The 25,794-nt window shown below is 64.9% G+C and carries 21 protein-coding genes and 1 pseudogene; 14 read left to right on the top strand and 8 right to left on the bottom strand.

What is annotated here, in order from left to right; genetic code table 11:
- Window positions 1-32: 32 nt before the first annotated feature.
- Together QF036_RS15670 and QF036_RS15665 are read right to left on the bottom strand one after the other, a co-directional pair.
- Entirely contained in the window at window positions 33-230 is a 198-nt protein-coding gene (locus QF036_RS15670) for a hypothetical protein (RefSeq protein ID WP_003800990.1), read from the bottom strand.
- An 89-nt stretch (window positions 231-319) separates the two neighbouring features.
- The gene (locus QF036_RS15665; protein ID WP_307103316.1) at window positions 320-1,411 is read right to left on the bottom strand and encodes a hypothetical protein; all 1,092 of its coding nucleotides are present in this window, start codon (window positions 1,409-1,411) and stop codon (window positions 320-322) included.
- A 699-nt stretch (window positions 1,412-2,110) separates the two neighbouring features.
- Here QF036_RS15665 and QF036_RS15660 point away from each other — a divergent pair.
- Window positions 2,111-3,076: a methylenetetrahydrofolate reductase gene (locus QF036_RS15660; RefSeq protein ID WP_307103314.1), complete on the top strand. Its 966-nt coding sequence runs from the start codon at window positions 2,111-2,113 to the stop codon at window positions 3,074-3,076.
- A gap of 58 nt (window positions 3,077-3,134) precedes the next feature.
- Window positions 3,135-5,477, top strand: a complete 2,343-nt coding sequence (gene metE / locus QF036_RS15655) for a 5-methyltetrahydropteroyltriglutamate--homocysteine S-methyltransferase (protein WP_307103312.1) — start codon at window positions 3,135-3,137, stop codon at window positions 5,475-5,477.
- 115 nt (window positions 5,478-5,592) lie between these two features.
- Here the strand turns inward: metE and QF036_RS15650 are convergent, their stop codons facing one another.
- Both QF036_RS15650 and QF036_RS15645 read right to left on the bottom strand, forming a co-directional pair.
- The gene (locus QF036_RS15650; protein ID WP_307103310.1) at window positions 5,593-6,102 is read right to left on the bottom strand and encodes a DUF2004 domain-containing protein; all 510 of its coding nucleotides are present in this window, start codon (window positions 6,100-6,102) and stop codon (window positions 5,593-5,595) included.
- Window positions 6,103-6,147: 45 nt separating this feature from the next.
- Window positions 6,148-7,065, bottom strand: a complete 918-nt coding sequence (locus tag QF036_RS15645) for a LysR family transcriptional regulator (protein WP_307103308.1) — start codon at window positions 7,063-7,065, stop codon at window positions 6,148-6,150.
- A gap of 126 nt (window positions 7,066-7,191) precedes the next feature.
- Between QF036_RS15645 and QF036_RS15640 the strand changes: the two genes are divergently transcribed.
- From QF036_RS15640 to nrdF, 7 genes and pseudogenes are all read left to right on the top strand, one after another.
- Entirely contained in the window at window positions 7,192-8,559 is a 1,368-nt protein-coding gene (locus QF036_RS15640; RefSeq protein WP_307103307.1) for an NAD(P)/FAD-dependent oxidoreductase, read from the top strand.
- Window positions 8,556-9,281, top strand: a pseudogene (locus QF036_RS15635) (DUF1365 domain-containing protein). The gene QF036_RS15640 and the pseudogene QF036_RS15635 overlap by 4 nt, the downstream one beginning before the upstream one ends.
- 80 nt (window positions 9,282-9,361) lie before the next feature.
- A complete protein-coding gene (locus tag QF036_RS15630) occupies window positions 9,362-10,636 on the top strand; it encodes a class I SAM-dependent methyltransferase (protein WP_307105945.1) in 1,275 nt (424 codons plus the stop codon).
- Window positions 10,637-11,089: 453 nt separating this feature from the next.
- Entirely contained in the window at window positions 11,090-11,335 is a 246-nt protein-coding gene (gene nrdH, locus QF036_RS15625; protein WP_076802586.1) for a glutaredoxin-like protein NrdH, read from the top strand.
- Between the two features lie 55 nt (window positions 11,336-11,390).
- Window positions 11,391-11,897 (top strand): class Ib ribonucleoside-diphosphate reductase assembly flavoprotein NrdI, encoded by a 507-nt coding sequence (gene nrdI / locus QF036_RS15620; RefSeq protein WP_307103303.1) that lies wholly within the window; start codon window positions 11,391-11,393, stop codon window positions 11,895-11,897.
- 26 nt (window positions 11,898-11,923) lie between these two features.
- Window positions 11,924-14,080 carry a class 1b ribonucleoside-diphosphate reductase subunit alpha gene (gene nrdE / locus QF036_RS15615; RefSeq protein ID WP_307103301.1) on the top strand — a complete coding sequence of 719 codons (2,157 nt, stop codon included), beginning with the start codon at window positions 11,924-11,926 and terminating at the stop codon, window positions 14,078-14,080.
- Between the two features lie 105 nt (window positions 14,081-14,185).
- The gene (nrdF, locus tag QF036_RS15610; RefSeq protein ID WP_307103298.1) at window positions 14,186-15,160 is read left to right on the top strand and encodes a class 1b ribonucleoside-diphosphate reductase subunit beta; all 975 of its coding nucleotides are present in this window, start codon (window positions 14,186-14,188) and stop codon (window positions 15,158-15,160) included.
- Between the two features lie 314 nt (window positions 15,161-15,474).
- On the opposite strand, the gene QF036_RS15605 is transcribed toward nrdF, so the two are convergent.
- The gene (locus QF036_RS15605) at window positions 15,475-16,437 is read right to left on the bottom strand and encodes a carbon-nitrogen hydrolase family protein (RefSeq protein WP_307103296.1); all 963 of its coding nucleotides are present in this window, start codon (window positions 16,435-16,437) and stop codon (window positions 15,475-15,477) included.
- On the opposite strand from QF036_RS15605, the gene QF036_RS15600 reads away from it, so the two are divergent.
- Window positions 16,436-17,053, top strand: a complete 618-nt coding sequence (locus tag QF036_RS15600; RefSeq protein WP_307103294.1) for a VOC family protein — start codon at window positions 16,436-16,438, stop codon at window positions 17,051-17,053. The genes QF036_RS15605 and QF036_RS15600 overlap by 2 nt on opposite strands.
- 63 nt (window positions 17,054-17,116) lie before the next feature.
- Here QF036_RS15600 and QF036_RS15595 read toward each other — a convergent pair whose 3' ends face one another.
- A complete protein-coding gene (locus tag QF036_RS15595; protein WP_307103292.1) occupies window positions 17,117-17,593 on the bottom strand; it encodes a helicase associated domain-containing protein in 477 nt (158 codons plus the stop codon).
- Between the two features lie 7 nt (window positions 17,594-17,600).
- Between QF036_RS15595 and QF036_RS15590 the strand changes: the two genes are divergently transcribed.
- Window positions 17,601-17,894: a hypothetical protein gene (locus QF036_RS15590; RefSeq protein ID WP_307103290.1), complete on the top strand. Its 294-nt coding sequence runs from the start codon at window positions 17,601-17,603 to the stop codon at window positions 17,892-17,894.
- Between the two features lie 135 nt (window positions 17,895-18,029).
- Here the strand turns inward: QF036_RS15590 and QF036_RS15585 are convergent, their stop codons facing one another.
- Together QF036_RS15585 and QF036_RS15580 are read right to left on the bottom strand one after the other, a co-directional pair.
- Window positions 18,030-18,200: a hypothetical protein gene (locus tag QF036_RS15585; RefSeq protein WP_307103288.1), complete on the bottom strand. Its 171-nt coding sequence runs from the start codon at window positions 18,198-18,200 to the stop codon at window positions 18,030-18,032.
- Between the two features lie 424 nt (window positions 18,201-18,624).
- Window positions 18,625-22,518, bottom strand: coding sequence for an Ig-like domain-containing protein (locus QF036_RS15580; protein ID WP_307103286.1), 3,894 nt, complete (start codon window positions 22,516-22,518; stop codon window positions 18,625-18,627).
- A gap of 368 nt (window positions 22,519-22,886) precedes the next feature.
- On the opposite strand from QF036_RS15580, the gene QF036_RS15575 reads away from it, so the two are divergent.
- The 3 genes from QF036_RS15575 to QF036_RS15565 all read left to right on the top strand — a co-directional run bounded on the left by QF036_RS15575 (window position 22,887) and on the right by QF036_RS15565 (window position 25,680).
- Complete coding sequence (locus QF036_RS15575; RefSeq protein ID WP_307103284.1) at window positions 22,887-23,327, top strand: hypothetical protein; 441 nt, start codon at window positions 22,887-22,889, stop codon at window positions 23,325-23,327.
- Between the two features lie 68 nt (window positions 23,328-23,395).
- Window positions 23,396-24,328, top strand: coding sequence for a GlxA family transcriptional regulator (locus QF036_RS15570; RefSeq protein ID WP_307103282.1), 933 nt, complete (start codon window positions 23,396-23,398; stop codon window positions 24,326-24,328).
- A gap of 17 nt (window positions 24,329-24,345) precedes the next feature.
- Window positions 24,346-25,680, top strand: a complete 1,335-nt coding sequence (locus QF036_RS15565) for a hypothetical protein (protein ID WP_307103281.1) — start codon at window positions 24,346-24,348, stop codon at window positions 25,678-25,680.
- Window positions 25,681-25,794: the final 114 nt, after the last annotated feature.

The following is a 25,794-nucleotide window of genomic DNA, read 5'->3' as shown; positions in this document are numbered from 1 at the left end:
CCTGAGGGCTGGGCCTGCTTGAGAGCCAGGCTTCAGTCGATGTCTTCGACGATCGTCCCGTAGGGAATCGTGTCGTCGAGGTGTGCCTGGTGTCCCCGCGGAACAAAGAGCACACGGACGCCATGCAGCTGGTCCGCTGCCGACTGGAGAAGGACCGGACGGACCATGTCAACGAAGCTCGGGTCCTTGCCAACGAGATATTCCTCGTAGCTGGCTGGTAGCTGGATCATGGCATCAGAATAGACCTGTTCATGTGCCAAAGGGAGGTGCCCGGAGCGTCCGCTCCGGGCACCTTTCCGTTATTGGACGCTCGCACTGACTAGTAGCCGGGCTGAGCCGTTGGGCTGTCGCTGGTAGCCGGGCTGCTGCTGGCAGGCCCAGACGTTTCAGTGGCAACCTCAGCCTGGTCCGTCTTGGCATAGACGTTCTTGCTGACCTGGTAGGCATGCGTGTCCAGCTTGAGGGCCTCCTGGTTGACCTCCTTCAGCTTGGCGTCGGTGAGCTGCTCGATCCTGGTGAGCTCCAGCGTCTCCTGGTCGGTGCCGCCCACAGCGGTCACCTTCACCAGGCCCGTTCCGGCCGAGTAGAACTTCCGCTGGTGGCCCACCGCAGGCTCCAGCGGGTTCCGTTCGTCAATCACCAGCACGTCGTCATAGCAACCCGTGGCGACGCACACATGGTCGTTCAGTTTGAAGACCTGGCCGCAATCCAGGAAGTCGACGTTTGGCGCGTGGGCCTGGACGTAACCGGGCGTGTTGGTTTGGGGGTCCGCCTGCATGGCGATGCCGGCCTGGGCCTCGTCCAGGCTATGGACGAAGGTGGAGGGAGCGCCGGTGAACTTCCCGTTTTCGTATTCCTCGGGGTATTCACCGAAGAGCCAGACCGTGCCGCTGTTGGTCTGGGCGAAGAATGCCAGTTCGGATTCCACCAGCTCACCATCGGCGTAGTCCCGGTCCCACATGACCTGGGTCTTAACGCCGTCGATCATCTTGGTCAGCCCCGTCACCGTGTGCACCACAGTGCGTTTTTTGGTTTCCTCGGCATTCTTGACGTTCCCCGTGGTGGTGTACTGCATGCCCGGCTTCAGCGGGAACCACTTGTTGTCCACGTTGGGGGAAGACTGGAACTGGGAGGCATCGAAGTTGATCGCGGAACCCGGACCGCACAACTCATCCGCGCCGGCTGTCCCGGTCGTGCCGGGAGAGGTGGCCGCAGTACCGGTTGAGGCAGAGCCGGTTGAAGTGGCCGGGGCCGACGTCGCTGTCGGTGCGGCGGAACCGGAGGTTGCCTGCGGGGCGGTATTTTGTTGCGGGGCGCACGACGTCACGGTGGTCAGCGCCAGAAGGAGCACAAGGGCGGAGCCCGGCCCTGCCGGTGATTTGTGAAGCGGTGGTTTATGAACCTGGGACATCTCGGTGGCCTTTCGCCGTGGGGATTTCTGGCTTCCAGCAACCCCGCCGCGCCGTCAGTGCCGTGCCCGGCCCGCAGCAGAACGCTGGCGAACCGCGCCCCTGCCAGCGGGCGTATCCCGGGACGTGCGGTTCTCGGGACGGTGCGACGGCGGCCAATCGACGGGCGCGGATTATGTTCGCTCGGGGTGATTCACCGAGCAGGAAGCAGAAGAAGCATCCAGCCTCCTCAACCTGAGACCTTGCCGAATCCGATACGACGTGACAAAAGAATGGACTAATTTCTGCAGTTTGAAAAGAGGCACGCCGGGCCGGCTCCCGGCGGTCATTGCCCCTGGGAGTCTCTTTCGGCGAAGATAATTCTGAACGGGCTATCCAATCGGGCGTAAAGCGGCGTCTTAATTCGGCGTCAACTTGAAGGCGTCCCCGGACGGCTTCTAGAGTTCTATACAAGTTACCGAGGTAACGTGTCAGCGATCCTCCGCTGCGGTGAGCCGCCTGCCGGCCGCCAAGGAGGGTGTGGGTGCCCCCATGTGGGCCTGACATTTGCTCACGGTGGACTTCTTTACAGGCGTAACAGTCGCGGCTGCGCCCTGCCGAAGTCCGTCCCGTGTTCCCCAAACTCAATTCATTGACCGCATGCTGCACGGGCTTTCCGCCACGGCAGCGCAGCCTTCAATGGCCCAAAGCCAAGGACGCAAATGTCACCACCAAGCCTTATAGACACACACCCAAATCTCTCCGACACCGCACCGGTGGCGCTCTCCTATGAGCTGTTCCCGCCGCGTTCGCCTGCAGCCGCCGAGACCCTGTGGACCACCATCCGGGAATTGGAAGCCACCGACCCCGACTATGTGTCGGTCACATACGGTGCCAGCGGCTCCAACCGGGACACTGCCGTCGAACTCATCAACCGGCTGGTGCTGGAGACCACCCTCCGCCCGCTTGCCCACCTGACGTGTGTTGGCAACACACCGGCGGAGCTAGCGGAAATCATCGGTGAACTGCTCGACGCCGGCGTCCGCGGCATCCTCGCCCTCCGTGGCGATCTGCCCAAGGACAGCGGTGAACCGGTCAGCGGGTCGCTGCGCTACGCCCAGGATCTCATTGAGCTCATCCGCCGGGTGGAGCAGCGGCGCTCGGCCCTGCTGTGCGCGGGAAAGGTTGCCGTTGGTGTGGCGGCCTACCCGACGCGGCACCCGGAATCGCCCAGCGAGGCCCACGACGTCGAGGTGCTGCTCGCCAAGCAGCGGTCAGGCGCGGACTTCGCGATCACCCAGGTGTTCTTCCACACGGACCAGTATGCCGATCTGCTCACCAGGGCCCGCCGGGCCGGCGTCACCATCCCGATCATCCCCGGCGTCATGCCGCTCACCAGCCTGCGGAGGCTCAAGCGCCTCGGCGAGCTGACCGGCGTCGAACCCGCACCGGAGCTCATCGAGCGGCTGGCGGCGGCGGATACCGACGCCGAACGGCTCCATATTGGTGTCAGCGCAACCGTGGACCTGGCCAACGCGGCCCTGGACGCCGGAGCGCCCGGACTCCACATCTACACGTTCAACGAGCACCAGAGCGCGCTGGAGGTGCTGGACAAGATGTCGCTTGCCCGGCCGGCCCGCTCGTCCAGCCGCCTGACCGCGCTCGCCCGGCGCCAGCTCGCCAGCTGACCCACATTCCTCCCCTAGACATTCACAGCTTCTTTCCAACGTTTTAAGGAAATTTCACATGACTGAACAGACTTCCGTGCAGAGCACGCCCTTCCCGTCCGCATCCATCCTCGGCTACCCCCGCATCGGCCGCCGCCGCGAACTGAAGAAGGCCGTGGAGGCGTACTGGGCCGGCAAGATTGATGCCGCTGCCCTCGACGCCGCCGCCAAGGAAATCCAGCTGGGCACCGCCAAGCGCCTGCAGGGCCTTGGCCTGACCGAAGCCGCTGCGGTTCCGGGCACGTTCTCCTTCTACGACCAGGTGCTCGACGCCGCCGCCCACGTCGGTGCCGTTCCGGCCCGCTTCGGCAACCTCCTCAACGCCGAGGGACAGCTGGACATCGACGGCTACTTCACCCTGGCCCGCGGCAACAAGGAACAGCAGCCCCTGGAAATGACCAAGTGGTTCGACACCAACTACCACTACCTCGTGCCGGAAATCGGCCCGGAGACCAACTTCGCGCTCACGTCCAACCGCATCGTTGAAGAGTTCGAATACGCCCTCGCCAACGGCGTGGAGACCCGTCCGTACATCGTTGGCCCGGTCACCTTCCTGCTGCTGAGCAAGGCTTCCGACGACGCCCCGGCCGGTTTCAGCCCGCTGTCCCGCCTCGAGGACGTCCTGCCGGTCTACACCGCGCTGCTCGAGAAGCTAGCAGCTGCCGGCGCCAGCTGGGTCCAGCTGGACGAGCCCGCCCTGGTTGTGGACCAGGACACTCCGGAACAGGAAATCCAGGCCGCCGTTGCCCGCGCGTACGAGGTCCTCACGGCTGCAGCCAGCCGCCCGCAGCTGTTCGTCTCCACGCCGTACGGCGCACTGAACGGCCAGCTCGGCACCCTCGCCGCCACCAACATCGACGCCCTGCACATCGACGTCTTCAAGGGCGAGGTTCCCTCCGCTGCAGCACTGGCTGCACTGGGCACCAAGACCCTCGTCGCCGGCGTCGTCGACGGCCACAACATCTGGCGCAACGACCTGCAGGCCTCTGCCACCAAAATCGCCGAGCTGCAGAAGAGCACCGCCAGCCTGGCCATCAGCACCTCCACCTCCACCCAGCACGTCCCGCACGACGTCGAGGAAGAGGTCCAGCTGTCCGAGCAGCTCCGCAGCTGGCTGGCCTTCGCCGACCAGAAGGCCGTTGAGGTTGTTACCCTCGCCGGCCTGCTGACCGACGCCGCCGCAGTTCAGCCGGCCATCGACGAAGCAACCCGCGTCATCGCCTCCCGCGCCGCAGCCGAAGGCGTCCAGCGCGCCGACGTCCGTGCCCGCACCGCGGCCCTGACCCCGGCCGACTTCAACCGCTCCGAGTACGCGGTCCGCGAAGCTGCCCAGGAAGAGGCCCTGCACCTGCCGCCGCTGCCCACCACCACCATCGGTTCCTTCCCGCAGACCTCGGAAATCCGTTCGGCCCGCGCCCGCAACAACAAGGGCGACCTGACCGACGAGCAGTACGAGCAGCTCATGAAGGACGAGATCAAGCGCGTCGTCGACCTGCAGGAAGAGCTCGGCTACGACGTCCTGGTGCACGGCGAGCCCGAGCGCAACGACATGGTGCAGTACTTTGCTGAGAACCTGGAAGGCTTCGACGTCACGGTCCACGGCTGGGTCCAGTCGTACGGCTCCCGCTGCACGCGTCCGTCCATCCTGTGGGGCGATGTCACCCGCAGCGCCCCCATCACCGTGAAGTGGGCCGAATACGCACAGTCCCTCACGAACAAGCCGATGAAGGGCATGCTCACGGGTCCGGTCACCATCCTGGCCTGGTCCTTCGTCCGCGATGACCAGCCGCTGGGCGAGACCGCCAACCAGGTGGGCCTGGCGCTGCGCGACGAGATCGCCGACCTCGAAGCCGCCGGCATCAAGATCATCCAGGTTGACGAGCCCGCCCTGCGCGAACTGCTCCCGCTGCGCAAGGCCGACCAGCCCGCTTACCTGGACTGGTCCGTCAACTCCTTCCGCCTGGCCACCGCCGGTGCAGCGGACGCCACGCAGATCCACACCCACCTGTGCTACTCCGAGTTCGGCGTGATCATCGACGCGATCGACGGCCTGGACGCCGACGTGACCTCGATCGAAGCCGCCCGCTCCCGCATGGAGGTTGTCCACGACCTCGAGTCCCACGGCTTCGGCCGCGGCGTCGGACCCGGCGTTTACGACATCCACTCGCCGCGCGTCCCGGGCGAGCAGGAAGTCACCGAACTGCTGAGCACCGCCGTAAAGCACGTTCCGTCCCGCCAGCTCTGGGTCAACCCGGACTGCGGCCTGAAGACCCGCGGCTACGCTGAGACTGAAGCGTCCCTGCGCAACCTGGTCACGGCCACCAAGACGGTCCGCGCCGAGCTGCTCGAAGGCGCCAAGTAAGAAAAGCACCACGAACGGCGCCCGTCACCGAAAAGGTGACGGGCGCCGTCGTTCTTTACCCATCGACTGCTCCCCACCAGCACCCTCGCCTCGCAAGCTCGGCCAGGGAACCAGTTCAGGATTCCCAGACGATCTCGTCATCGACGACGCCGTCCTCGTCCGCGGAGGCCACCAGGACCTCGTCCGTGAAGTGCTCGCCCAGGGTGAAGTCCAGTACAAAGTAGCGTTCGGGCTGGCCGGGGTAGATTCCGACGTGGCCGAGTTTCAGGGCCTTGAGGAACACCGCATTGGTGAGCTGGCTCTTGTCCTTCACGCCGAAGATTTTCTGCAGGTACTCGTCTTTAATGGCGTTGCAGTGAAAGCGGAGGTATTCCTGCGGGCTGGTGCCTTCCTGCTCGAGCTCCTCGGCAATCATTTCCCTGACCTCGTCCACGAGCTCGGGGAGATACCGGAGGCGGTAGTCCACCTTATGCATGGCCGCTTCGTCGAAGTGGTCATGGGCGTTGATGTTCAGGTCGAGCTCAAGGCGTTGTCCGGCCAGCTCATGCTCCGCGGCAACGTTATGGTCCCTGCCGTGGTTCAGCTCGATTACTCCGAAGTGCTGGCTCGCTACCTTGGTGGTCATATCTTCAACATAGACCCGAAAAGCAGAGCATTCCAGCTTCGGGGATCATTTAACTGAGCGCCCCAGGCCGCCCATCGTTTCCGCCAGCAGGTCCACGAACAGCTGCACGCGGGCCGTCTTCTTGTCATTGATGAGCAGTGCGAAGACGTTGCGGGCCAGCCGGATCTCCGGGACGTCCAGCACCACGACGCCGGCCGGGCGGTGGAGCAGCGCAAGTTCCGGCACCAGTGCTGCCCCCAGCCCGGCGGCGGCCATCTCAAGGCTGGCATGGAAGTCGTCGCTGTAGGCCACCACGCGGGGGTGCAGGTTGCAGCCGGCGAAGAGCCGCTCAATGACGGTGGCATCGCTCGTGCCGGGATGGTGCATGATCCATGGCATGTCCGAAAGATGGTCCGCAGCCACCTTCGCGTCGGTGCGGAATCCCCACCCGGCGGGCAGGACCACGCGGAAGTTGTCGTCGCCGATCCACTGCCGGTTGATGGTGTGCGGCCAGGCGAGCCCGGACTGCCCCACCTGGTACACGAGCGCCACATCGGTGTCGCCGCCGGTGCGCAGACCCTGGATGGTCTGGGCCGGTTCCGCGACGGAAACTTTCAGGTCGATGCCCAGGTTCTTCCATGCGGGACTGCGCAGGATCCGCGGCAGGACGTAGGTGGCCAGGCTCGGGAAGATACCCAGCCGGAGCTCCTGGGTGGTGGTGTCCTGCGTTTTAGAGGCCGCGGCCATCAGCGCCTCGATGTCGGTGAGGACTTTGGCCGCGTGGCGCGCCATCACCATCGCAGCGTCGGTGGGAACAACGCTCCGGGCGGAGCGCTGGAACAGGCGGACGCCGGTGTCCCGCTCCAGGGCAGACATCTGCTGGGACACCGCCGAGGCGGTGTAGCCAAGCCGGGTCGCCGCGGCCGCGAAGGAACCGAGCCGCGTCACCTCAAGGAGCGTCCTTAAATGCACGGGGTTGACCACCAGCCAACCTTACTGCGGGTGCTGTCGGACAAGAAAAAGACGCCGCACCCATCCGGCACTCCTGGCAGCTCCGAATAGCCGTTGACTACCCAATTCAGGGGCAACTGTTCAGCGGAGGAGCAAAGATTGTCACCGAGCCCAGCACGGAGTGGAGGCGAAAGGCGGCACGTCGCCGTCGTCGGAAGCGGGGTGGCGGGGCTGACGGCCGCGCATATCCTCAGCCGCCGGGACCACGTGACCCTTTTCGAGGCGGATTCCCGGCCGGGGGGGCATGCCCACACGCACGACGTGCGGCAGGAGTCGGGGAGCCTCGCCGTGGACACCGGCTTCATTGTGCACAACAACCGCACCTACCCGAACCTCATCCGGCTGTTCGCCGAGCTGGGCGTGGAGACGCAGGATTCGGACATGAGCATGAGCATCCGCTGCGACGGCTGCGGCCTGGAGTATGCCGGCGCCAAGGGCGCTTCGGGTGTCTTTGCCAGGCCTGCCAACCTTGCACGGCCCCGGTTCCTGCTGATGCTTGCCGAGATCCTGCGGTTTTGGCGGAAAGCACGGGCGGTGCTGGCCAGCTCTGCGGCCGGCGGGGGACCGGAGGAAACGCTGGGCGAGTTCCTCGAACGTGAACGCTTCAGCGATTACTTCACCTCGCACTTCATGGCGCCGGTGGTCAGCGCGGTCTGGTCCTGCGACCCCACCACCGCCCTGGCCTACCCCGCCCGGTACCTCTTCACCTTCCTCGAACACCATGGCATGCTCGGCATCAAGGGCTCGCCGCAGTGGAAAACAGTGAAGGGCGGATCCCGGCGCTACGTTGATCGTGTGGTCGGAGGTCTCCAGGATGTCCGCCTCGGCAGCCCTGTGCTCGCCGTGCGCCGGACCCCAACCGGAGTGGAAATTACGACGGCGGCCGGAACCGAGCACTTCGACGCCGCGGTTATCGCCGCCCACCCCCGCGAGGCGCTCGCCATGATGGCTGAACCGACGCCGGCGGAGGTCCAGGTCCTGGGGAACATCCCGTATTCCGTCAACCACATCAAGTTCCACCGCGATCCGGCGGTGCTGCCGCGCAGCGGCGCCGCGCGTGCGTCGTGGAACTACCGGCTGCCGTCCTGTGCCGCCCGCCCCGGGCACGTGCTGGTCAGCTACGACCTGACCCGACTGCAGCGCCTCAACCCCGACGACGGCGGCAGCTACATCGTGAGCCTCGGCGAATCGGAACTCATCGAACCGGACTCAGTGCTGCAGGACCTCGTGTACGAGCACCCCCGGTACACGCCCGAATCCGTGGCCGCCCAGGAACGCCTTGGGGAACTGGGCGACCACCGGCTGGCCTTCGCGGGCGCCTACCAGGGCTGGGGCTTCCACGAGGACGGCGCCGCCTCCGGTGTGCGGGCAGCCGCTCAACTGGGCCGCGAGTGGGAGGACCCCTTCGTTCGGGTGCCGGAGCCCGCTGCATCCGATGCCGGACAGGCCGCGGAGCTCGTGCCATGACCGCGGCCATCTACCGGACCAGCATCCGCCATGTGCGGCAGGATCCGCTGAGGAACGCCTTCACCTACCGCAGCTACAGCTGGTACGTCGACCTGGATGACCTGCCGCAACTGCCCTGGTGGCTGCGGCCCCTCGCCGGATTCCACGCGCAGGACCACCTGGGGGATCCCGCGGCGAGCATCCGCGAGAACGTGGACCGCTTCTTCGCCGTGAACGGCGAAGAGAACGACGGCGGCAAGGTCACCATGCTGGCCAACGCCAGGGTCCTGGGCCACGTCTTCAACCCGATCAGCATCTTCTGGTGCCACGGACTTGACGGAGCCCTGCGCTCTGTCATCGCTGAGGTCCACAACACCTATGGCGAACGGCACTGCTACCTCCTGCGCCCGGATGCCACCGGCCGCGCCTAGACGGACAAGGGATTCTTCGTTTCCCCGTTCAACGGGGTGGACGGCAGCTACCGGCTGAGCCTGCCCGAACCTGCGGGCAAACTCGCCGTGGCAGTAGTGCTGGAGCGCGCCGGACGGAAGCCCTTCACTGCCACGATGACCGGCGACCGGCGGCGCGCCACAGCCCGCAGCATCCTGGCTGCTGCGGCTGCGGTTCCGCTGGCGCCGCTCCGCGTTGTCCTGCAGATCCACTGGCAGGGAATCAAACTCTGGGCCCGCGGGCTGCCCATCACCAACCGTCCCGACCACCGAGCACAGGAGGCCATCTCGTGACTCTCACAGAACCGGCATACACCAATCCCGCTTACACGGATTCTTCACGCCAGGGACACACGCCCGGCGGGGCCTTCCGTGTGCCGCCGGCGCCGGCGGCCATCGACGCGGAGGTGTGGCCCGGCGTCGCCCGTCCGCCTGGGGGGATAAAGTCGCAGGTGGCCGGCACGGCAGCCGATGCGCTGTTCCGGGCGGCGGTCCGCCGCCTGCCGCTCCGGGTGGAATACGCCGACGGGACGGTGCTGGGCACCGGCGGCCCGGACGAGCCGGTGATGATCATGGTGCATCCGGAGGACTTCGCACTCCGGATCGGCGACAACGGGCTGATCGGGCTGGGGGAGTCCTTCATGGCGGGGGACTGGGAAGCGTCAGACCTCGCCGGCGTCCTCGAGGTCTTTGCCTCCTCGGTGGACACGCTCATCCCCGTGCCCCTGCAGAAACTCCGGAGCCTGTACCTGCCAAGGGCACCCCGGCAGGAGCGCAACACCGAGCAGAACACCCGCGGCAACATCTCCCGGCACTACGACCTCTCCAACGAGCTGTTCGCCAACTTCCTCGACAGCACCATGAGCTACTCCGGGGCCCTGTTCCCGGCCTCGGCCGGCCAGCTGGCAGAGGCGGGCTGGGATGCCCTGGCCGGAGCTCAGCAGGCCAAGATCGACAGGCTGCTGGACAAGGCCGGCGTGGGGGAGGGCACCCGGCTGCTTGAGATCGGCACCGGCTGGGGCGAACTTGCCCTGCGGGCCGCAGCCCGTGGTGCCACCGTGCATTCGGTCACCCTCTCCAGCGAACAGCAGGCGCTCGCGCAGCAGCGGATCGAGGAAGCCGGCTTCTCCGGCCAGGTCACGGTGGGACTGCAGGACTACCGCGCCGTGGAAGGCGAGTACGACGCCGTCGTCTCCGTGGAGATGATCGAAGCGGTGGGCTACGAATACTGGCCCGTTTATTTCCAGACCATCGACCGGGTGCTGGCACCCGGCGGCAAGGTTGCCATCCAGGCCATCACCATGCCGCACGGACGGATGCTCGCCACCCGCAACGCCTACACCTGGGTGCACAAGTACATCTTCCCGGGCGGGTTCCTGCCGTCCGTGCGGGCGATCGAGAGCGTCGCGGAGCAGCACACCACCCTCCGGGTGCGTGAGCGCCGGGGGATGGGCGACCACTACGCGGCCACCCTGCGGCTGTGGGAGGAGCGGTTCCTGCAGCGTGGGCAGGAAGTGCGCGAGCTCGGATTCGATGAGGTCTTCCAGCGGATGTGGCTGTTCTACCTCTGCTACTCGCGGGCCGGCTTCCAGTCCGGATACCTGGACGTGCAGCAGATCGTCCTGGACCGCCGGGAGGCTCAACTCTAGTTCGGCGTTTGCTTAATCACAGTGCGGGCCCCGAAGCGCGCTTCAGGGCCCTCGCTGCTGTGTTCCGGGCCACTCAAAAGGTGCCGGACGGGGTGCCGCGACACGCCGCCTGCGGGACGACACGCTGGCGTTTAAATGTGTCTAACTACTCCACAGGGTGTGGATTGCGTCCGCCAAAAAGCCGGAAATCCGGACATTTTGAGGGCCTTGGCCTGTGGATTAAAAGTGCATTAAATGACATACTTGTAATACATCATCTTGGGGTCCCATCCGGGGCCGCGCACTACATGTAGTATCGACATACAGATTGAGCGGGAGACCGGCGCAGCCAGTACTGGACGGTAAGGTCCGGGCAGAGTCCACCGCTACGATGCCAGAGATTTAAAGACAGAGACACCAGCAAGGTCTCAGAAGAGTGCAGCAGCAGTGACTTCAACAAAGGGGACAGGAACCATGACCGTTACGGTTTACACCAAGCCGGCCTGCGTACAGTGCAACGCCACCTACCGTGCGCTGGACAAGAAGGGCATCGCCTACCAGAGCGTGGACATCTCCCAGGACGCGGACGCCCTTGAGCGCCTGAAGTCGCTCGGCTACATGCAGGCACCGGTCGTCGTCACGGACCAGGACCACTGGTCCGGTTTCCGTCCGGACAAGATCGAAGAGCTGGCGCTCAGCGCGTCCGCTTCCGTGGCCTAAGGCTGCGCCCACGCCGTTTCCGGCAGAGAATTCCCAAGTAGATGAGGTGACTCACATGGCCGCGCCGGCACTTGCCGATGCGCCGGCCGCAGCCCGTGCTGCGGACACGACGCCCGTCAGTCAGACACCGCCCGTGAACCAGACCCGCAGCCGCCTCATCTACTTTTCCTCGGCCTCCGAGAACACCAGGCGCTTCATCGGCAAGCTTGGTGCGGACGCCGCCAGGATCCCCCTGCATGCGAAGGATGAACCCCTCGTTGCCTGTGAGCCGTTTGTGCTCGTGGTCCCCACCTACGGCGGGACAGGCGGCGAGGGTTCGGTGCCGAAGCAGGTCATCAGGTTCCTGAACAACCCGGATAACCGGCGCCTGATCCGTGGCGTCATCGGGGCCGGAAACACGAATTTCGGGGACAACTACTGCATGGCAGGCGACATCATCGCCGCCAAGTGCAAGGTCCCCCACCTATACAGGTTCGAACTCATGGGCACGCCGGAAGACGTCTCCCGTGTACAAGAAGGATTGGAAGAGTTTTGGACACGACTGTCGCAGACACAGAAGTAACCAGGCCCGAAGGAAAGGACGCGTCCATGGACACGGCTGTTGAAAAGCAGGAGAAGCCGGCGCTCCCCACTGCCTATAAGGGCCTGGGCTACCACGAGCTGAACGCAATGCTGAACCTGTACGGTCCGAACGGCGAGATCCAGTTCGAGGCTGACCGCGAGGCTGCGCACCAGTACTTCCTGCAGCACGTGAACAACAACACGGTCTTCTTCCATGACCTCGAGGAGAAGCTCGACTACCTGGTGAAGAACCAGTACTACGAGCGCGAAACCCTCGACCAGTACACGATGAACTTCATCCGTGACCTGTTCAACCGCGCCTACAAGAAGAAGTTCCGCTTCGAGACCTTCCTGGGCGCCTTCAAGTTCTACACGTCCTACACGCTGAAGACGTTCGACGGCAAGCGCTTCCTGGAGCGCTACGAGGACCGCGTGTGCATGGTCGCACTGCACCTGGCCCGTGGCAACGAGCAGCTTGCCCTGCAGATGGTGGACGAAATCATCGAGGGCCGCTTCCAGCCGGCCACCCCGACGTTCCTGAACGCCGGCAAGAAGCAGCGCGGCGAGCTGGTCTCCTGCTTCCTGCTCCGCATCGAGGACAACATGGAGTCGATCGGCCGCTCCATCAACTCCGCGCTGCAGCTGTCCAAGCGCGGCGGCGGTGTGGCGTTCGCGCTGACCAACATCCGCGAAGTCGGTGCGCCGATCAAGCAGATCGAGAACCAGTCCTCCGGCGTCATCCCCGTGATGAAGCTCCTCGAAGACAGCTTCTCCTACGCCAACCAGCTCGGTGCCCGCCAGGGCGCCGGTGCCGTGTACCTGCACGCCCACCACCCGGACATCTACCGGTTCCTGGACACCAAGCGTGAGAACGCGGACGAGAAGATCCGCATCAAGACCCTCTCGCTCGGCGTCGTCATCCCGGACATCACCTTCGAGCTGGCCAAGAAGGACGAGGACATGTACCTGTTCTCGCCGTACGACGTCGAACGCGTCTACGGGATGCCGTTCTCCGACGTCTCGGTCACCGAGAAGTACTACGAGATGGTGGACGATTCCCGGATCAAGAAGACCAAGATCAAGGCGCGCGAGTTCTTCCAGACCCTCGCCGAGATCCAGTTCGAATCCGGCTACCCGTACATCATGTTCGAGGACACCGTTAACCGGGAAAACCCGATCGACGGCAAGATCATCATGTCCAACCTCTGCTCGGAGATCCTCCAGGTCTCGCAGCCCACGACGTACCACGATGACCTGTCCTACGACGAGACCGGCAAGGACATCTCCTGCAACCTGGGCTCCCTGAACATCGCGAAGACGATGGATTCGCCGGACTTCGGCCTGACCATCGAGACGGCCATCCGTTCGCTCTCCGCGGTCTCGGACATGTCCAACATCACCTCGGTGCCGTCCATCGCCCGCGGCAACGACCAGTCGCATGCCATCGGCCTGGGCCAGATGAATCTGCACGGCTACCTGGCGCGGGAGCGGGTCCACTATGGCTCCGAAGAGGGCCTGGACTTCACTAACATCTACTTCTATTCCGTGGTGTTCCACGCCGTCCGCGCGTCGAACCTGCTTGCCATCGAGACCGGGCAGATGTTCGGCGGCTTCGAGAAGTCCAAGTACGCCTCGGGTGAGTTCTTCGACAAGTACACGGAGCAGGAGTGGGTGCCGCAGACCGAGAAGGTCAGGGAGCTCTTCAAGGACGTGCACATCCCCACGCAGGATGACTGGCGCGAACTGAAGGCCTCCGTCGTGGAGCACGGCATCTATAACCAGAACCTGCAGGCCGTTCCGCCGACCGGTTCGATCTCCTACATCAACAACTCCACCTCCTCGATCCACCCGGTGGCGTCCAAGATTGAGATCCGCAAGGAAGGCAAGATCGGCCGGGTGTACTACCCGGCGCCGTACCTGACGAACGACAACCTGGAGTACTACCAGGATGCGTACGAGATCGGCTACGAGAAGATCATCGACACCTACGCCGCGGCCACGCAGCACGTGGACCAGGGCCTGTCGCTGACGCTGTTCTTCAAGGACACCGCCACCACCCGAGACATCAACAAGGCCCAGATCTACGCCTGGCGCAAGGGCATCAAGACCATCTACTACATCCGTCTCCGCCAGCTCGCGCTGGAAGGGACGGAGGTTGAGGGCTGCGTCAGCTGCATGCTGTAACCCGCTGGTCGAGCCTGTCGAGACCGAGGGACGCGTACGACGGCGGGTGTCCGCCCGCCGTCGTACGCTTTAAGTAAGAACCCACCCAACTTTTTAGGGGATGACATGACCGAGAAGGTCAAGCTGCTGAGCCACGTCGAGGCCATCAACTGGAACCGCATCCAGGACGACAAGGACGTAGAGGTCTGGAACCGCCTCGTCAACAACTTCTGGTTGCCGGAGAAGGTGCCGCTGTCCAATGACGTCCAGTCGTGGAACACGCTGACCCCGGCCGAACAGCAGCTGACCATGCGCGTGTTCACCGGCCTGACGCTGCTGGACACCATCCAGGGCACCGTCGGCGCCGTCAGCCTGATCCCGGACGCGCTTACCCCGCACGAAGAGGCCGTGTACACCAACATCGCCTTCATGGAGGCTGTGCACGCCAAGAGCTACTCCTCGATCTTCTCCACCCTGTGCTCCACCAAGGAGATCGACGACGCCTTCCGCTGGTCCACCGAGAACGAGAACCTTCAGAAGAAGGCCCAGATCGTCATGGACTACTACCAGGGCGACGACCCCCTGAAGCGCAAGGTGGCCTCCACGCTGCTGGAGAGCTTCCTGTTCTACTCCGGCTTCTACCTGCCGATGTACTGGTCCTCGCGCGCCAAGCTGACGAACACGGCCGACCTGATCCGCCTGATCATCCGCGATGAGGCCGTGCACGGCTACTACATCGGCTATAAGTTCCAGAAGGGCCTGGAGAGGGTTTCCGAGGCACGCCGGCAGGAGATCAAGGACTACACCTTCGAGCTGCTCTTCGAGCTGTACGAAAACGAAGTCCAGTACACGCACGACCTCTACGACGGCGTCGGCCTGGCCGAGGACGTCAAGAAGTTCCTGCACTACAACGCCAACAAGGCCCTGATGAACCTGGGCTACGAGGCCATGTTCCCGGCCTCCGTCACCGACGTGAACCCGGCGATCCTGTCGGCCCTGTCGCCGAACGCCGATGAGAACCACGACTTCTTCTCGGGGTCGGGCTCCTCGTACGTCATTGGCAAGGCGGTCAACACCGAGGACGAGGACTGGGACTTCTAGTCTTTTGTGAGATGTCGATCTAAGTGGGAGAACCGCTCCCATTTGGAAGAAACGCATCGTCTAGTTGGTAGTCTTCCAAATCGGCTGTGAGATTCGGAACTAGATGGGATTTTTCCGATCAAGTTGACCCACTTCGGAGCAAGTTGACCGTTGGACCAACTTGCTCCGAATAGGTGGGGCCTGCTCGGCACCGGCGTCGGATTGGGAGCGTGGGTCGAGCGCCGTCGCAGAACGCAGCGGGATCTCGAAACTGCTACGCAGTTGCAGTTCGCCGAGCTCCGCTACCGGTTCAGCTTTTGGGGGCGGCTTCGGCCCTAGTTCCCAAGGGGAGGTCGAGTCCGCGACCCAAATGCTGGGCCATCCGTAGCGTGGTTGGTTGGGGCCGGCGGGTAGAGGACGTCTTCACGACTGTAGTGCCCCACGACGTCGAAAATTCGCTTCGCGGTCATGGAGCGACCAAGGTCGACGTCTGCGACAACGATCCCTTCCTGATCATAGAGAGGACCTGCTATGGCACGGCCGTTAAGTGGCTCGAAGATCGCCGCTCCACCTCGTCCGAGCGCCTTACCATCGTCTGGCAACTGAACCGGGAAGTCATCGGGAAACGCAGACCGAGGGATGTATTGAGGGGCCGAGACCACGAACGCGCCGGATTCGATCGCTATGTGACTCATCGTGGAGATCCAGCCCTCAGAGTCATCGGCCGTCGGAGCCGCCCAGATCTGCACGCCTTGACGATAGATCTCATATCGAGCAAGAGGCATGCGGTTCTCCCAACAGATGAGGCCGCCAACCCTCCCGACTGGAGTATCGATGACATTCAGGTCCTGTCCGTAACCGACGCCGTGGAAAAGGCGTTCGTGCATCGTGGGCATCAACTTGCGATGTTTCCAGAGCAAACCCTCAGGACCAAGCAAGATCATTGTGTTGTAGAGACTTCCGGGCCTAGCAGATTCCCGTTCGTTCACTCCAAGCACGCAGTAGATGTCGTGCTCGGCACATGCCTTGATGAAACGGTCGATTTGGGGGCCGGGGACGTCGACAGAGTTGGCCCAGAGACGGGTCCACATCTCATCAAATCCGTCGAACCGGGCCGCTTGGTAAGCCCATGCCCCGGACGGGTACAGGGGGATGAACGTTTCAGGAAAAACCGCGAGCTTCACGCCCTGGTCTGATGCCTCGTTCAGGAGATGGAGCGCCTTTGACACCGATGCCTCCGCATCGAGGATTACCGGGGTGGCCTGGATGGCAGCGATGCGCACAGTTCCTGTGGACATGACGCAACGTTGGCATGCATCCAGCGTCTCGTCAACACTGCAGCGTTTCATTGTCGGCAAGCCCGCGGCCAGGATCACAGCGGCCGTCTGCATCGGTTCATTCTGGGCCCGCACTGGGTACGATGCGTCCATGACTGGTGACGCAAGTGGACCCATCGATGGCGCACGATACGGGCACACGAATCTGATCGCGCGCGACTGGCGCCGCCTCTCCGACTGGTACGTGCGACTCTTCGGATGCACGCCGGTTCCGCCGGAGCGCGACTACTCGGGGCCCGACCTCGAGCGGGGCACCGCCGTGCCGAAAGCCGCCCTCCAGGGCGTGCATCTGCGGCTGCCCGGGCATGGCGATGACGGCCCGACGCTCGAGATCTACACGTTCGCCACGACGGACGGAGCGTCGGAAGGGGGCATTGACCGGCCGGGCTTCCGCCACATCGCCTTCGCGGTCGCGGACGTCCACACCGCTCGACGCCGCGTCCTCGATGAGGGCGGGAGCGCGGTCGGCGAGGTCGTCACCCTCACGACAGCCGACGGGCGCCGGGTCACCTGGTGCTACGTCACCGATCCCGAGGGCAACGCCGTCGAGCTGCAGAGCTGGGCGCCACCGGCTTGAGCGAGCCCTTCGAGCTCCGGTTACAAGCACCGCCTGGACAGACGCCGCGACCTCCGGCAGGAGTCAGGATCTGCCTAGGGGCTGTCGGCCGCGCGGCCTCCCTGCCCGCCACCCCGGCACGCCAGCGTCCAAGGCGTCAGCCCTCCCCAGCTCGAGCTCGCCGCGGCGCTGCTTGAACCGCTGGGTGTGCAGCCAGACACCAAGTTCGTGCTCTTCTCCGGTGATGGTGGCCTTGTGCCTCGGCCAGTCGTGACCCGCCGCCCGGTAGGCGATCAGTGCCGTCAGACGCCCCTGCCATCTGGCCTCATCTGCCTCGGCGCGCGGCTCGGCAGTACTTCTTGCTGGCTGCTCGGCGCCCTCCACCCAGTCCACCGGCTCCGCCTCGCCCGGTACTTCCTCGGCTGCCGCTCCGGCGACCACGACAGCAGCTGTCGCTACGCCGACTCCGACACCTACGCCCACAGTGGCCACCGACGCGACATCAATCGCCACTGCACTGAAGCCAAAGGTTCCCAGCGTCACCAAGATCACGACCGTCACTGAGGCATTGGACTCCAACAAGCTCCTGGGCCGTCCTGGCCAATACACGTCCGCAGCCTGGATTGCCGACTCGGGTGCAACACCGGGGGAGACAGGCGTCGATGGAGGGGCCACAGTGGAGGTCTTCGAAACGGCAGCCGACGCGAAGACACGCTCCGAGTACATCCTGGGCGTGCTCAAGGAGATGGGGCCGGCATTCGGCACCGAATGGCACCACCTCAAGGGGACCACGCTGCTGCGCGTCAGCGGCAAGCTGAGCCCGAGCGTAAACACTCAGTACAAGGCTGCGTTCGGTTCCTGACCCGCCTGCATACCACCTAATAGAAGACCTCGGCCCTTGGGCGGGGGTCTTCTTCATCTCTCACAGAGGCGGAGCACGTGGAGAGCCGGTGACCGTCGCCGGACCCCCGCACACGTGACTTCAGAGCCCTACGCTTCAACGGGAGCCATCGCACCGTCGGAGCTGAGGGTGCCAGTGCGTAGCCGACCTTGTTGCGCGGGGCGAGGTGACCAAGTGGCGTTCCAGTGACCGCTCCTGGTCCAGCTTGGTGACGACGGCGACAGCGAACTCCACGCCGGGCACGTCGGTGTCTACGAGGCGTTTCAACGCGGCATCCCTGGCGCCACGACGGGAGCCGAACGGCCCGGCATCAAAAGAGCGAACTCTGGTCCTGAAGGGGTCACCAAGATCTGTACCGAAAGGGGTAGGTATCTATCTCTAGCTCCGAACTGCACCGTGACCGATACGGCAAAACTACGGAGCCGGCGCCACAAACTTCCAATTAGACGGGCCACTTCGCGCCAGCTCTCAGGACAAGTGCCCCGCCGGATTCCACTGATACGTTGCTGGAAGTTCTTCCAAGTAGATCAACATCTCACATCTTTTCTTCTTTCCTTCTTTTACGTCCTCCTGCGGCCCCCGCTTCCCGAATAGGGCAGCGGGGGGCCGCCATTTTTTGGGTCTCAATCAACACTGCTCTGATGAGGACCGGTCCTTCACTCGGAGAAATTGGCCTTCCTGAGCGCCAACGCTATCCGCTAACTACTCCTGTCCGCGCCGTCCAGACCAGCCGACCGCCGCGGAAATCCGATGCCCGGCCCACAGGGACCGAGTACTCGTCTGTGACTGGATATCCGAGCCGGCCCTTCTCCCAGCCCAGTGATGCCCACTTGGCCCGGATCGCACCATGGATCTCATGCGCGCCTGTCTTGGGCGACCAGTAGATTGAGGCCCCGCCCGAACCGGAGAAGTGGGTGAACCGGCCGATCCGATCCGGCGTGGCTTTCTCGTCGGTGGTTGGGTAGCCGAGCGGGCCTTTCTCCGAGCCCAGGGCCGCCCATTTGGTCCGGATCGCACCGTGGATCTCATGCGCGCCTGTCTTGGGCGACCAGTAGATTGAGGCCCCGCCCGAACCGGAGAAGTGGGTGAACCGGCCGATCCGATCCGGCGTGGCTTTCTCGTCGGTGGTTGGGTAGCCGAGCGGGCCTTTCTCCGAGCCCAGGGCCGCCCATTTGGTCCGGATCGCACCGTGGATCTCATGCGCGCCTGTCTTGGGCGACCAGTAGATTGAGGCTCCGCCCGAACCGGAGAAGTCGGTGTAGCGGCCGATCCGATCCGGCGTGGCTTTCTCGTCGGTGGTTGGGTAGCCGAGCGGGCCTTTCTCCGAGCCCAGGGCCGCCCATTTGGTCCGGATCGCACCGTGGATCTCATGCGCTCCTGTCTTGGGCGACCAGTAGATTGAGGCTCCGCCCGAACCGGAGAAGTCGGTGTAGCGGCCCACCGCGTCCGGCGTGGTCTTCTCGTCGGTGGTTGGGTAGCCGAGCGGGCCTTTCTCCGAGCCCAGGGCCGCCCATTTGGTCCGGATCGCACCGTGGATCTCATGCGCGCCTGTCTTGGGCGACCAGTAGATTGAGGCTCCACCCGAACCGGAGAAGTCGCTGTGCTGATCCAGCCCGTCCGCGGTTGCCGCCACGTCGGTGGTCGGATAGCCGAGCACGCCCTTCTCCCAGCCCAGCGACGCCCACTTGACCCGGATCTCACCGTGCACCTCATGCGCACCGCTCTTCGGCGACCAGTAGATCGACGCCCCGCCCGCCCCGGAGAAGTGGCTGTACCGCCCCACCCCGTCCGGGGTGATCTTCACGTCGGTGGTCGGGAAACCGAGCATGCCCGCGGCGCCGCCCGCGGCCTTGTAGCTGGTGTAGACCGCGGCATGGACCTCATGTGCACCTGTGGCCGGCGACCAGCAGATCACCCCGGTGACAAAATCCTGGCACTTTCCATCCGCAACGACGTACTGCCCGGTGAGCGCCCGCCCGAGGGACGACGAGGGGCGGCCGGCGCCGATCTGTTGTGCCTTGACTGCGATTGGGTCGTCGATGCCGTTGCCAGTGAGCATGACCTTCAGCTCGCCCTGGCCGTCATCCGTGGTGATCAGGTAGAACGTGTCCAGCGTGCCGGCCTGCCCCAGCGCCGCCGGCGTGAAGGTCACGCTCTGGAAGGCAGACTCCCCCGGCGGGATGATGAGGCCCTCGGAGATGGGCGTGGTGGTCGAGAAGACACCCTGCGGCGCCTTCGCCTTGGTGATCGTCATCGGGATATTGCCCGTGTTGTCTATGGTGAAATCCGCCGTGGCCGATGTTCCCACCGGGACGTCCCCGAAGTCCAGCGCGGGCGGCATCTCAAGGTGCGCCGCCCCGGACACGGCGGTCGCGGCGAGCGGCACGGTCACGGAACCGCGGTCACTGGCGATGACCAGGGAGTCGGCCACCGGGTCCGCCGTCGTGGGGCTGAACATCACAGACACCGGAACCGAGGCGAGGGGCTGGATCTGCTGGCCCACCACCGGCAGCGTGGCCGCGTCGACGCTCAGCTCCGCGCTGGCCGGCAGGGTGACGCCGGTGATTTCGACGACGGTGGCACCGGTGTTGACGATGTTGACAGTTTGCCGGTTGCTCGCCAGGGTCGGCACGTCGGTGAACTGGAGCGCGGCCGGGGTGGCGCCCAGGCCGTCCCGGGTGCCGACGCCGTGGATGCCCAGGAGCACGGTCTCACCGTCGTCCGTCTTAACTGTCAGCGTGCCGTCAGCCTGCCCGGGAGCCGTCGGCGAGAAGGTCACCGGTACGGTCAGGCTTTCGCCGCTCTGCAGCGTCCCGGTCAGGCCGGCCGAAGTTCCGATCCCGAACGGCGCCCCGGCTGTGACGGAACTGACCGACACCGCCCGGGTGGCGGTGATCGTGACGTTGCCGGCGTGGGTGGCGCCCACCTCGGCCGTGCCCAGGTCGGTGTCTGTCGCGCCCACGGCTGCAGTTGTCGGGGCGCCGAAGCCATGAATATGGCCGTCGCGGGTGCCGACGTACACCCGGCCGTTGTCGGTGGCCACCGAGGAGAACTTGGCGGCTGTCCCTATCGGGGCGCTGAACACCTGCTGAAGGGACCCGGTGGCATCCGGGAGGGCACGGTAGGCCCGCAGTTCCGCGTTCAGCCCGGGCCCGCCCGTGGAGTAGACCGCCCAGACAAGGGCGGAGGACCCGTCCGTGCCGGACGAGGTCACCGCGGGCGCGCCGGACGTGTACCCGAAGGTGCCTGCGGACGTTCCGACGGAGGCGAGCCTGACCTCGCCCGCGGCGCTCGGCACAAGCTTGAACGCGCGCAGGAACCCCCTGTTCTCGACGGTGTAGAGATACCCGCCGTCCGCCGTCCCGAGGAATGCGGGCCGTCCCCAGACCCCGTTGTACGGTCCGGCCACGTCGAGGACTGCATCGGTCCCGTCCGGCCCCTGCCCCATGCCGCCCAGATTGTCCCGGTCCAGCAGGTAGACGTGACCGTCTTTGCCGACCTGGACCAGCAGGTGCGGGTGCTCGGCCGTGCCATAGCCGTCAGGAATGGCAATCGGGGCCCCGGAACCCAGATCGGTGTCGTTCTGGTCCAGCTTGAGGTTGTTGGCAGGGCTGAAGAAGTCCGTTGGGCTCAGATTGCCGTCACTTCCCACCTGGACCCTGACCACCGATTCCGCCAGGGTGCTGGGAGGCATGTTGCCCGGTCCAGCCTTCGGGGAGATGCCGTTCCCGGTGGCGAACAGGATTTGACCGGGACCGTCGGATACCAGTCCTCCGCCGGACTGCCAGATCCCGCCCTCGGCGTTGGCGTTCCCTGACTCCGTGGCCCACATCGTTGTCTGCCGTCCGCTGGTGGACACGCCGATGATGTAGCCGACGAATGGGGTGTAGTCGCAGTGGCTGGCGAACCCCGCGTACACCACCCCGTCCATAAGCAGCAGTCCGGGCCGCTGCATGGCGGTCATTGCATTGAAGGGGCGGGCCGGGTCGTTGGTCGGGGCGCCGCTGATGAGGACAGGGAACCCGGGCCGCTCTGCCCCGGTCGCCTGGTCGAGGGAGTGCATATACCAGTGCGGGAGCTGCGGGCTGGCTCCGTCGTTTGTCTTCGCCAGCAGGAAGACACTGTTTGTCGCCGGGTCGAAGACCGGCGTGGACGTGATTCCGATGTTGGGCGTGAGGTCACCGCAGCTCACGGTCGACGCCGGCCATGCCGGCCCGAGGGAACGCTGCCACCTCGTCGCCCCCGTGACACTGTCCAGCCCGTAAACGGCGTTGTTTTCCGTCGCGGCAATCACGGTGCCGCCGACCACGAGTGGCTGGGCGTAGACCTGCCCGTCCACCACCGTGGAGAACAGCTTGCCGAAGTTCGAGGACGAGACGGACGACGGCGAGAGCGTGCTCTCGTTGCTATCCCATCCGGTCCGAAGCGTATCGTGGCCAATCGTCCCGACGTCCGCGACGGCGACTCCGCTGACGCACAGCCCGGCGAATGCAAGTGCTGCCGACAGAAGGGCACTCCAGACGCGGCGGCGTTGCCGCCGCAGCGGGCGCCGAGAGGACAGCTTTGTAGCCCTGGCGCGAGTCAACGCCCCAGTTTTTTGTTGATCGCGCATGTTTGAGACCTGCTTCAGACCGTGGCTGGACTAGGCGTGTGCCCGCTGCAGCTGGGGAATGCATCGGGCCCGGTTGTCCTGAGTGAGGTCTCCCCAACCTTCAACTTCAGGACGATCCCACTGTCTGTGTCGAGCCCTAGGAAAAAGTGGGAGTCGACCGGCAGGAAACGCGATCGCCACCCCCAAATTGAGGGGAACGGTGCGCCGGCGCCTTGCGTCGAGCAGTGACCCACCCACTCGGGAACGGGATCGCCGGATTCGGGGCCTTCAGGAGCCGAGCAAGCCCGGGCCAGGCTCTTCAGGGCATGGATTGAAGTGTTGCATGGGCGTAGCGTCGTGACATGGGAAAGGTGCCATGGCTGGTGTCGATCGCGGCTGTACTAATGATCGCGGCCTGTGCAGCGCCGCCCGAGTCATCACCAGAATTGCAGGTTGAATCGGAAAGCCAAGGGCTTCTCCCCAGGGAGGCTGTTACATCTGCACCGCCTCCTCCCCGCGCTGGCGACCCGACGCTGCCCTTTCCCCTGGCGGGCTGGCTCGAAAGCGGCCGCAAGTTTGCCATTGTCATTGGCGGAAGTTCCAGCTGCCCGGCTTATCCTTCGTCGCTTGAGGTCGTGGATAAGCACCGGATGACAATCGGCATTGGCACAAGAGGCGGGCCAGTGTGCACCAGCGACTGGGTTGGACGCACCTACGTGATCCGGACACCTGAAGGCATTGACCCGACTGATGAAGTCACCGTCCAGTACGGCGACACGGTGGTTCGGCTTCCGGCTCTGTGAGAGCCGGCCGGCCCGCAGGCGGAAAGCCGGCAGGATGCGGCGGGCCCCCGCGTGTCGTTGCACTGGCATTGCCGGACGTCGTCGCCTTTGACCTTGCGATTCCAGCGCAGGTTTTCGGCCATGAGGACGAGCGGAAACTGTACTCTTTCAGTGTCTGCGCCGCCGAACCCGGCCTGGTCCCGACCACAACCAGGTATGCCATCCACGCCGCGGCGGGACTCGACGCCCTTCTGTCAGCCGACACCATTGTTGTGCCCGGATTCAGCCCGCTCAACGACCCTCCGGCCAGTGTCTGCGAAGCACTCCGTGAGGCGGCGGCCAAGGGAGCCCGGGTGGTGTCCGTCTGCACTGGGGCTTTCGTGTTGGCGGCTGCCGGCCTCCTTGACGGGAAACGCGCCACAACGCACTGGAAAAATGCCCAGCGCCTCCAGACGCTGCACCCTGCGATCGCCGTCGACGCCGGGGTGCTGTACATCGACGAGGGCGGTGTCAGCACCAGCGCCGGCGTTGCGGCGGGCATCGATCTGTGCCTTTATCTGGTCCGCAAAGACCACGGCACGGAGGCAGCAAACCGCATCGCCCGGCGGATGGTCGTGGCCCCCCACCGCGAGGGCGGGCAGGCGCAGTTCATTGAACGCCCCGTTGCCGCGCCGCTAACCCACTTCGCAGAAACTTGCGCCTGGGCCAGACAGCAGCTGGCGGAGCCGCTGACCGTCGTCGATATGGCCGTCCACGCCGGCTGGGCGCCGAGCAGTTTCGCGCGCAAATTCCTGGCAGACGCGGGAACAACACCTCTGCGCTGGCTGACCAGCCAGCGCATTGCCGAGGCGTCCCGTCTGCTGGAGACAACCGATCTGACCGTGCAGGCAGTCGCGGCCAGAACGGGCCTGGGAACGGCCGCCAACTTCCGCCTCCACTTCATGCGTGAGCTCAACACCACCCCGTCCAGCTACCGCCGCCTCTACCAGGGACAGAACCGCCGAGTGTCCCGGGAATCCTAGCGGCCAGGAGCACGCCCATGAGTGCAGCGCGCCTGGTGGCACGCCGCGCGAATGGTAAGTACCGTCGTCGTAAGAACCAACGCGCAATAGTCAGGGGCAGCATGGGCAAGAACACCAGGAACCGGAACAAGCGCAAGGGGTCCGCGGGTGCGGGCAGCTCCGGCCCACGCGGCTCTTCGCCCGCTTCCCTGAGCTCTTTCCGGGCCGGGCGGGCAATCGACGCGCTCGCTCCGGCATTTGTCCGGTGGTTCGACGACGGTACTCCGGGTGCTGCTGCCACCGCCCTCGAGTGCCTGGCAGCCATAGAAAGCGTTATGGGCCGTTACATGGACCGTGTGGCCGCTGCTGACCTGACACGCCTTGATCCTGTGATCCTGGCGGACGCTCTCGCTGCCGACCTCGCTTCCACTGCTATAGACGAAGAGGACGACCATGGTGAGTTTGTCATCGCCGCCGTGCACGGGTTCGTAGACTTTCTCGGGGACACTGACCGGTGGTCAGGTTCAGCGGAACAGCTCGCCGACGTCCTTGACCTGCTCAACGGGCTTCTGGGGGAGACGAATGATTTTAGCCTCGTTGACGTGCCGGTCATTTCCGACGACGACGCGCTGCAGGTCTTCTCGGAACTACCGCTGGTCCAGCGGACGATGGCACTGCTTCAGTGGATCGGCGATGCCAAGCCGGTGACCGGAACCGGCGCGCTCCGGACGAAGGACATCGAAGCGGCGGCGGCGTGCGTCGGACTGACGGTCAGGGGCGGGCCCAAGCAGACTGAGGTCCCGCACGCCGGAAACGGTTCGGAAAAGCCCGTCCCGACAGTCCGCAGCATGTATGAAGTGCCGCTGCTGGCGCAGGTGTGGGAGGCGCTGGCCCGCACTGAACTCATCACGGTCGGCCCCACGAAGGCGGTGCCCTCGCCGGCCTCCGCCGTCTTCCAGGCCGGCAACGGCCCGGACCGGCTGGAGGAACTGGTGTTCTTCGTCGACCAGTTCCTCGCGGCCTCCGTGCTCGGCTACGACCCTGAGCAGCCGTGGGAAGTCCTCGTTGCCGCAACGGTGGCCTCGATCCTGCTGGCAGCGGCCTCGGAGGATCCTCCGCGGACGGACACTGTGCTGGACCCCCGGACGGGTGCGTCGCCAGAGGAAAGGGCCACAGTCGAGTCATTGAAGGCCGCGGCCATGAACCAACTGGAAGCACTTGCCGGGCAGGGGATCCTGACGATCGACACGCATTTCCGGGTACCGCCTGCCCTGGTCCGGTGCATTGCGAACACCTACGAGGACCCAACAGTGCTGGAGGACCTGGGCCTGCTGGACATCCCGGACCTCGATCTGGATTCCGAGGATGCCTAGCACCCAGAGGATGCCCAGCACCAGGCACTGATGTACGGCTCTACCGGGAAGACCCATGCGAAAGCTCAGCATCGGTGCCAAGCTGGTTCCATCTGCATGATTTGTCTGTTGATG

This window comes from Arthrobacter globiformis (assembly GCF_030817195.1).
Taxonomy (GTDB): Bacteria; Actinomycetota; Actinomycetes; order Actinomycetales; family Micrococcaceae; genus Arthrobacter; species Arthrobacter globiformis_D.
Note: the sequence above shows the minus strand (reverse complement) of the source record. Positions and strands in the feature narration are given on the sequence as shown.

What these genes read in the sequence shown, in the direction of transcription:
- QF036_RS15565 (WP_307103281.1), top strand. Translation starts at nt 24,346, where the DNA reads ATGAGTGCAGCGCGCCTGGTGGCACGCCGCGCGAATGGTAAGTACCGT.
- QF036_RS15660 (WP_307103314.1), top strand. Translation starts at nt 2,111, where the DNA reads ATGTCACCACCAAGCCTTATAGACACACACCCAAATCTCTCCGACACC.
- QF036_RS15605 (WP_307103296.1), bottom strand. Translation starts at nt 16,437, where the DNA reads ATGTCCACAGGAACTGTGCGCATCGCTGCCATCCAGGCCACCCCGGTA.
- QF036_RS15600 (WP_307103294.1), top strand. Translation starts at nt 16,436, where the DNA reads ATGACGCAACGTTGGCATGCATCCAGCGTCTCGTCAACACTGCAGCGT.
- nrdI (WP_307103303.1), top strand. Translation starts at nt 11,391, where the DNA reads ATGGCCGCGCCGGCACTTGCCGATGCGCCGGCCGCAGCCCGTGCTGCG.
- QF036_RS15670 (WP_003800990.1), bottom strand. Translation starts at nt 230, where the DNA reads ATGATCCAGCTACCAGCCAGCTACGAGGAATATCTCGTTGGCAAGGAC.
- QF036_RS15650 (WP_307103310.1), bottom strand. Translation starts at nt 6,102, where the DNA reads ATGACCACCAAGGTAGCGAGCCAGCACTTCGGAGTAATCGAGCTGAAC.
- nrdH (WP_076802586.1), top strand. Translation starts at nt 11,090, where the DNA reads ATGACCGTTACGGTTTACACCAAGCCGGCCTGCGTACAGTGCAACGCC.
- metE (WP_307103312.1), top strand. Translation starts at nt 3,135, where the DNA reads ATGACTGAACAGACTTCCGTGCAGAGCACGCCCTTCCCGTCCGCATCC.
- nrdF (WP_307103298.1), top strand. Translation starts at nt 14,186, where the DNA reads ATGACCGAGAAGGTCAAGCTGCTGAGCCACGTCGAGGCCATCAACTGG.
- nrdE (WP_307103301.1), top strand. Translation starts at nt 11,924, where the DNA reads ATGGACACGGCTGTTGAAAAGCAGGAGAAGCCGGCGCTCCCCACTGCC.
- QF036_RS15575 (WP_307103284.1), top strand. Translation starts at nt 22,887, where the DNA reads ATGGGAAAGGTGCCATGGCTGGTGTCGATCGCGGCTGTACTAATGATC.
- QF036_RS15665 (WP_307103316.1), bottom strand. Translation starts at nt 1,411, where the DNA reads ATGTCCCAGGTTCATAAACCACCGCTTCACAAATCACCGGCAGGGCCG.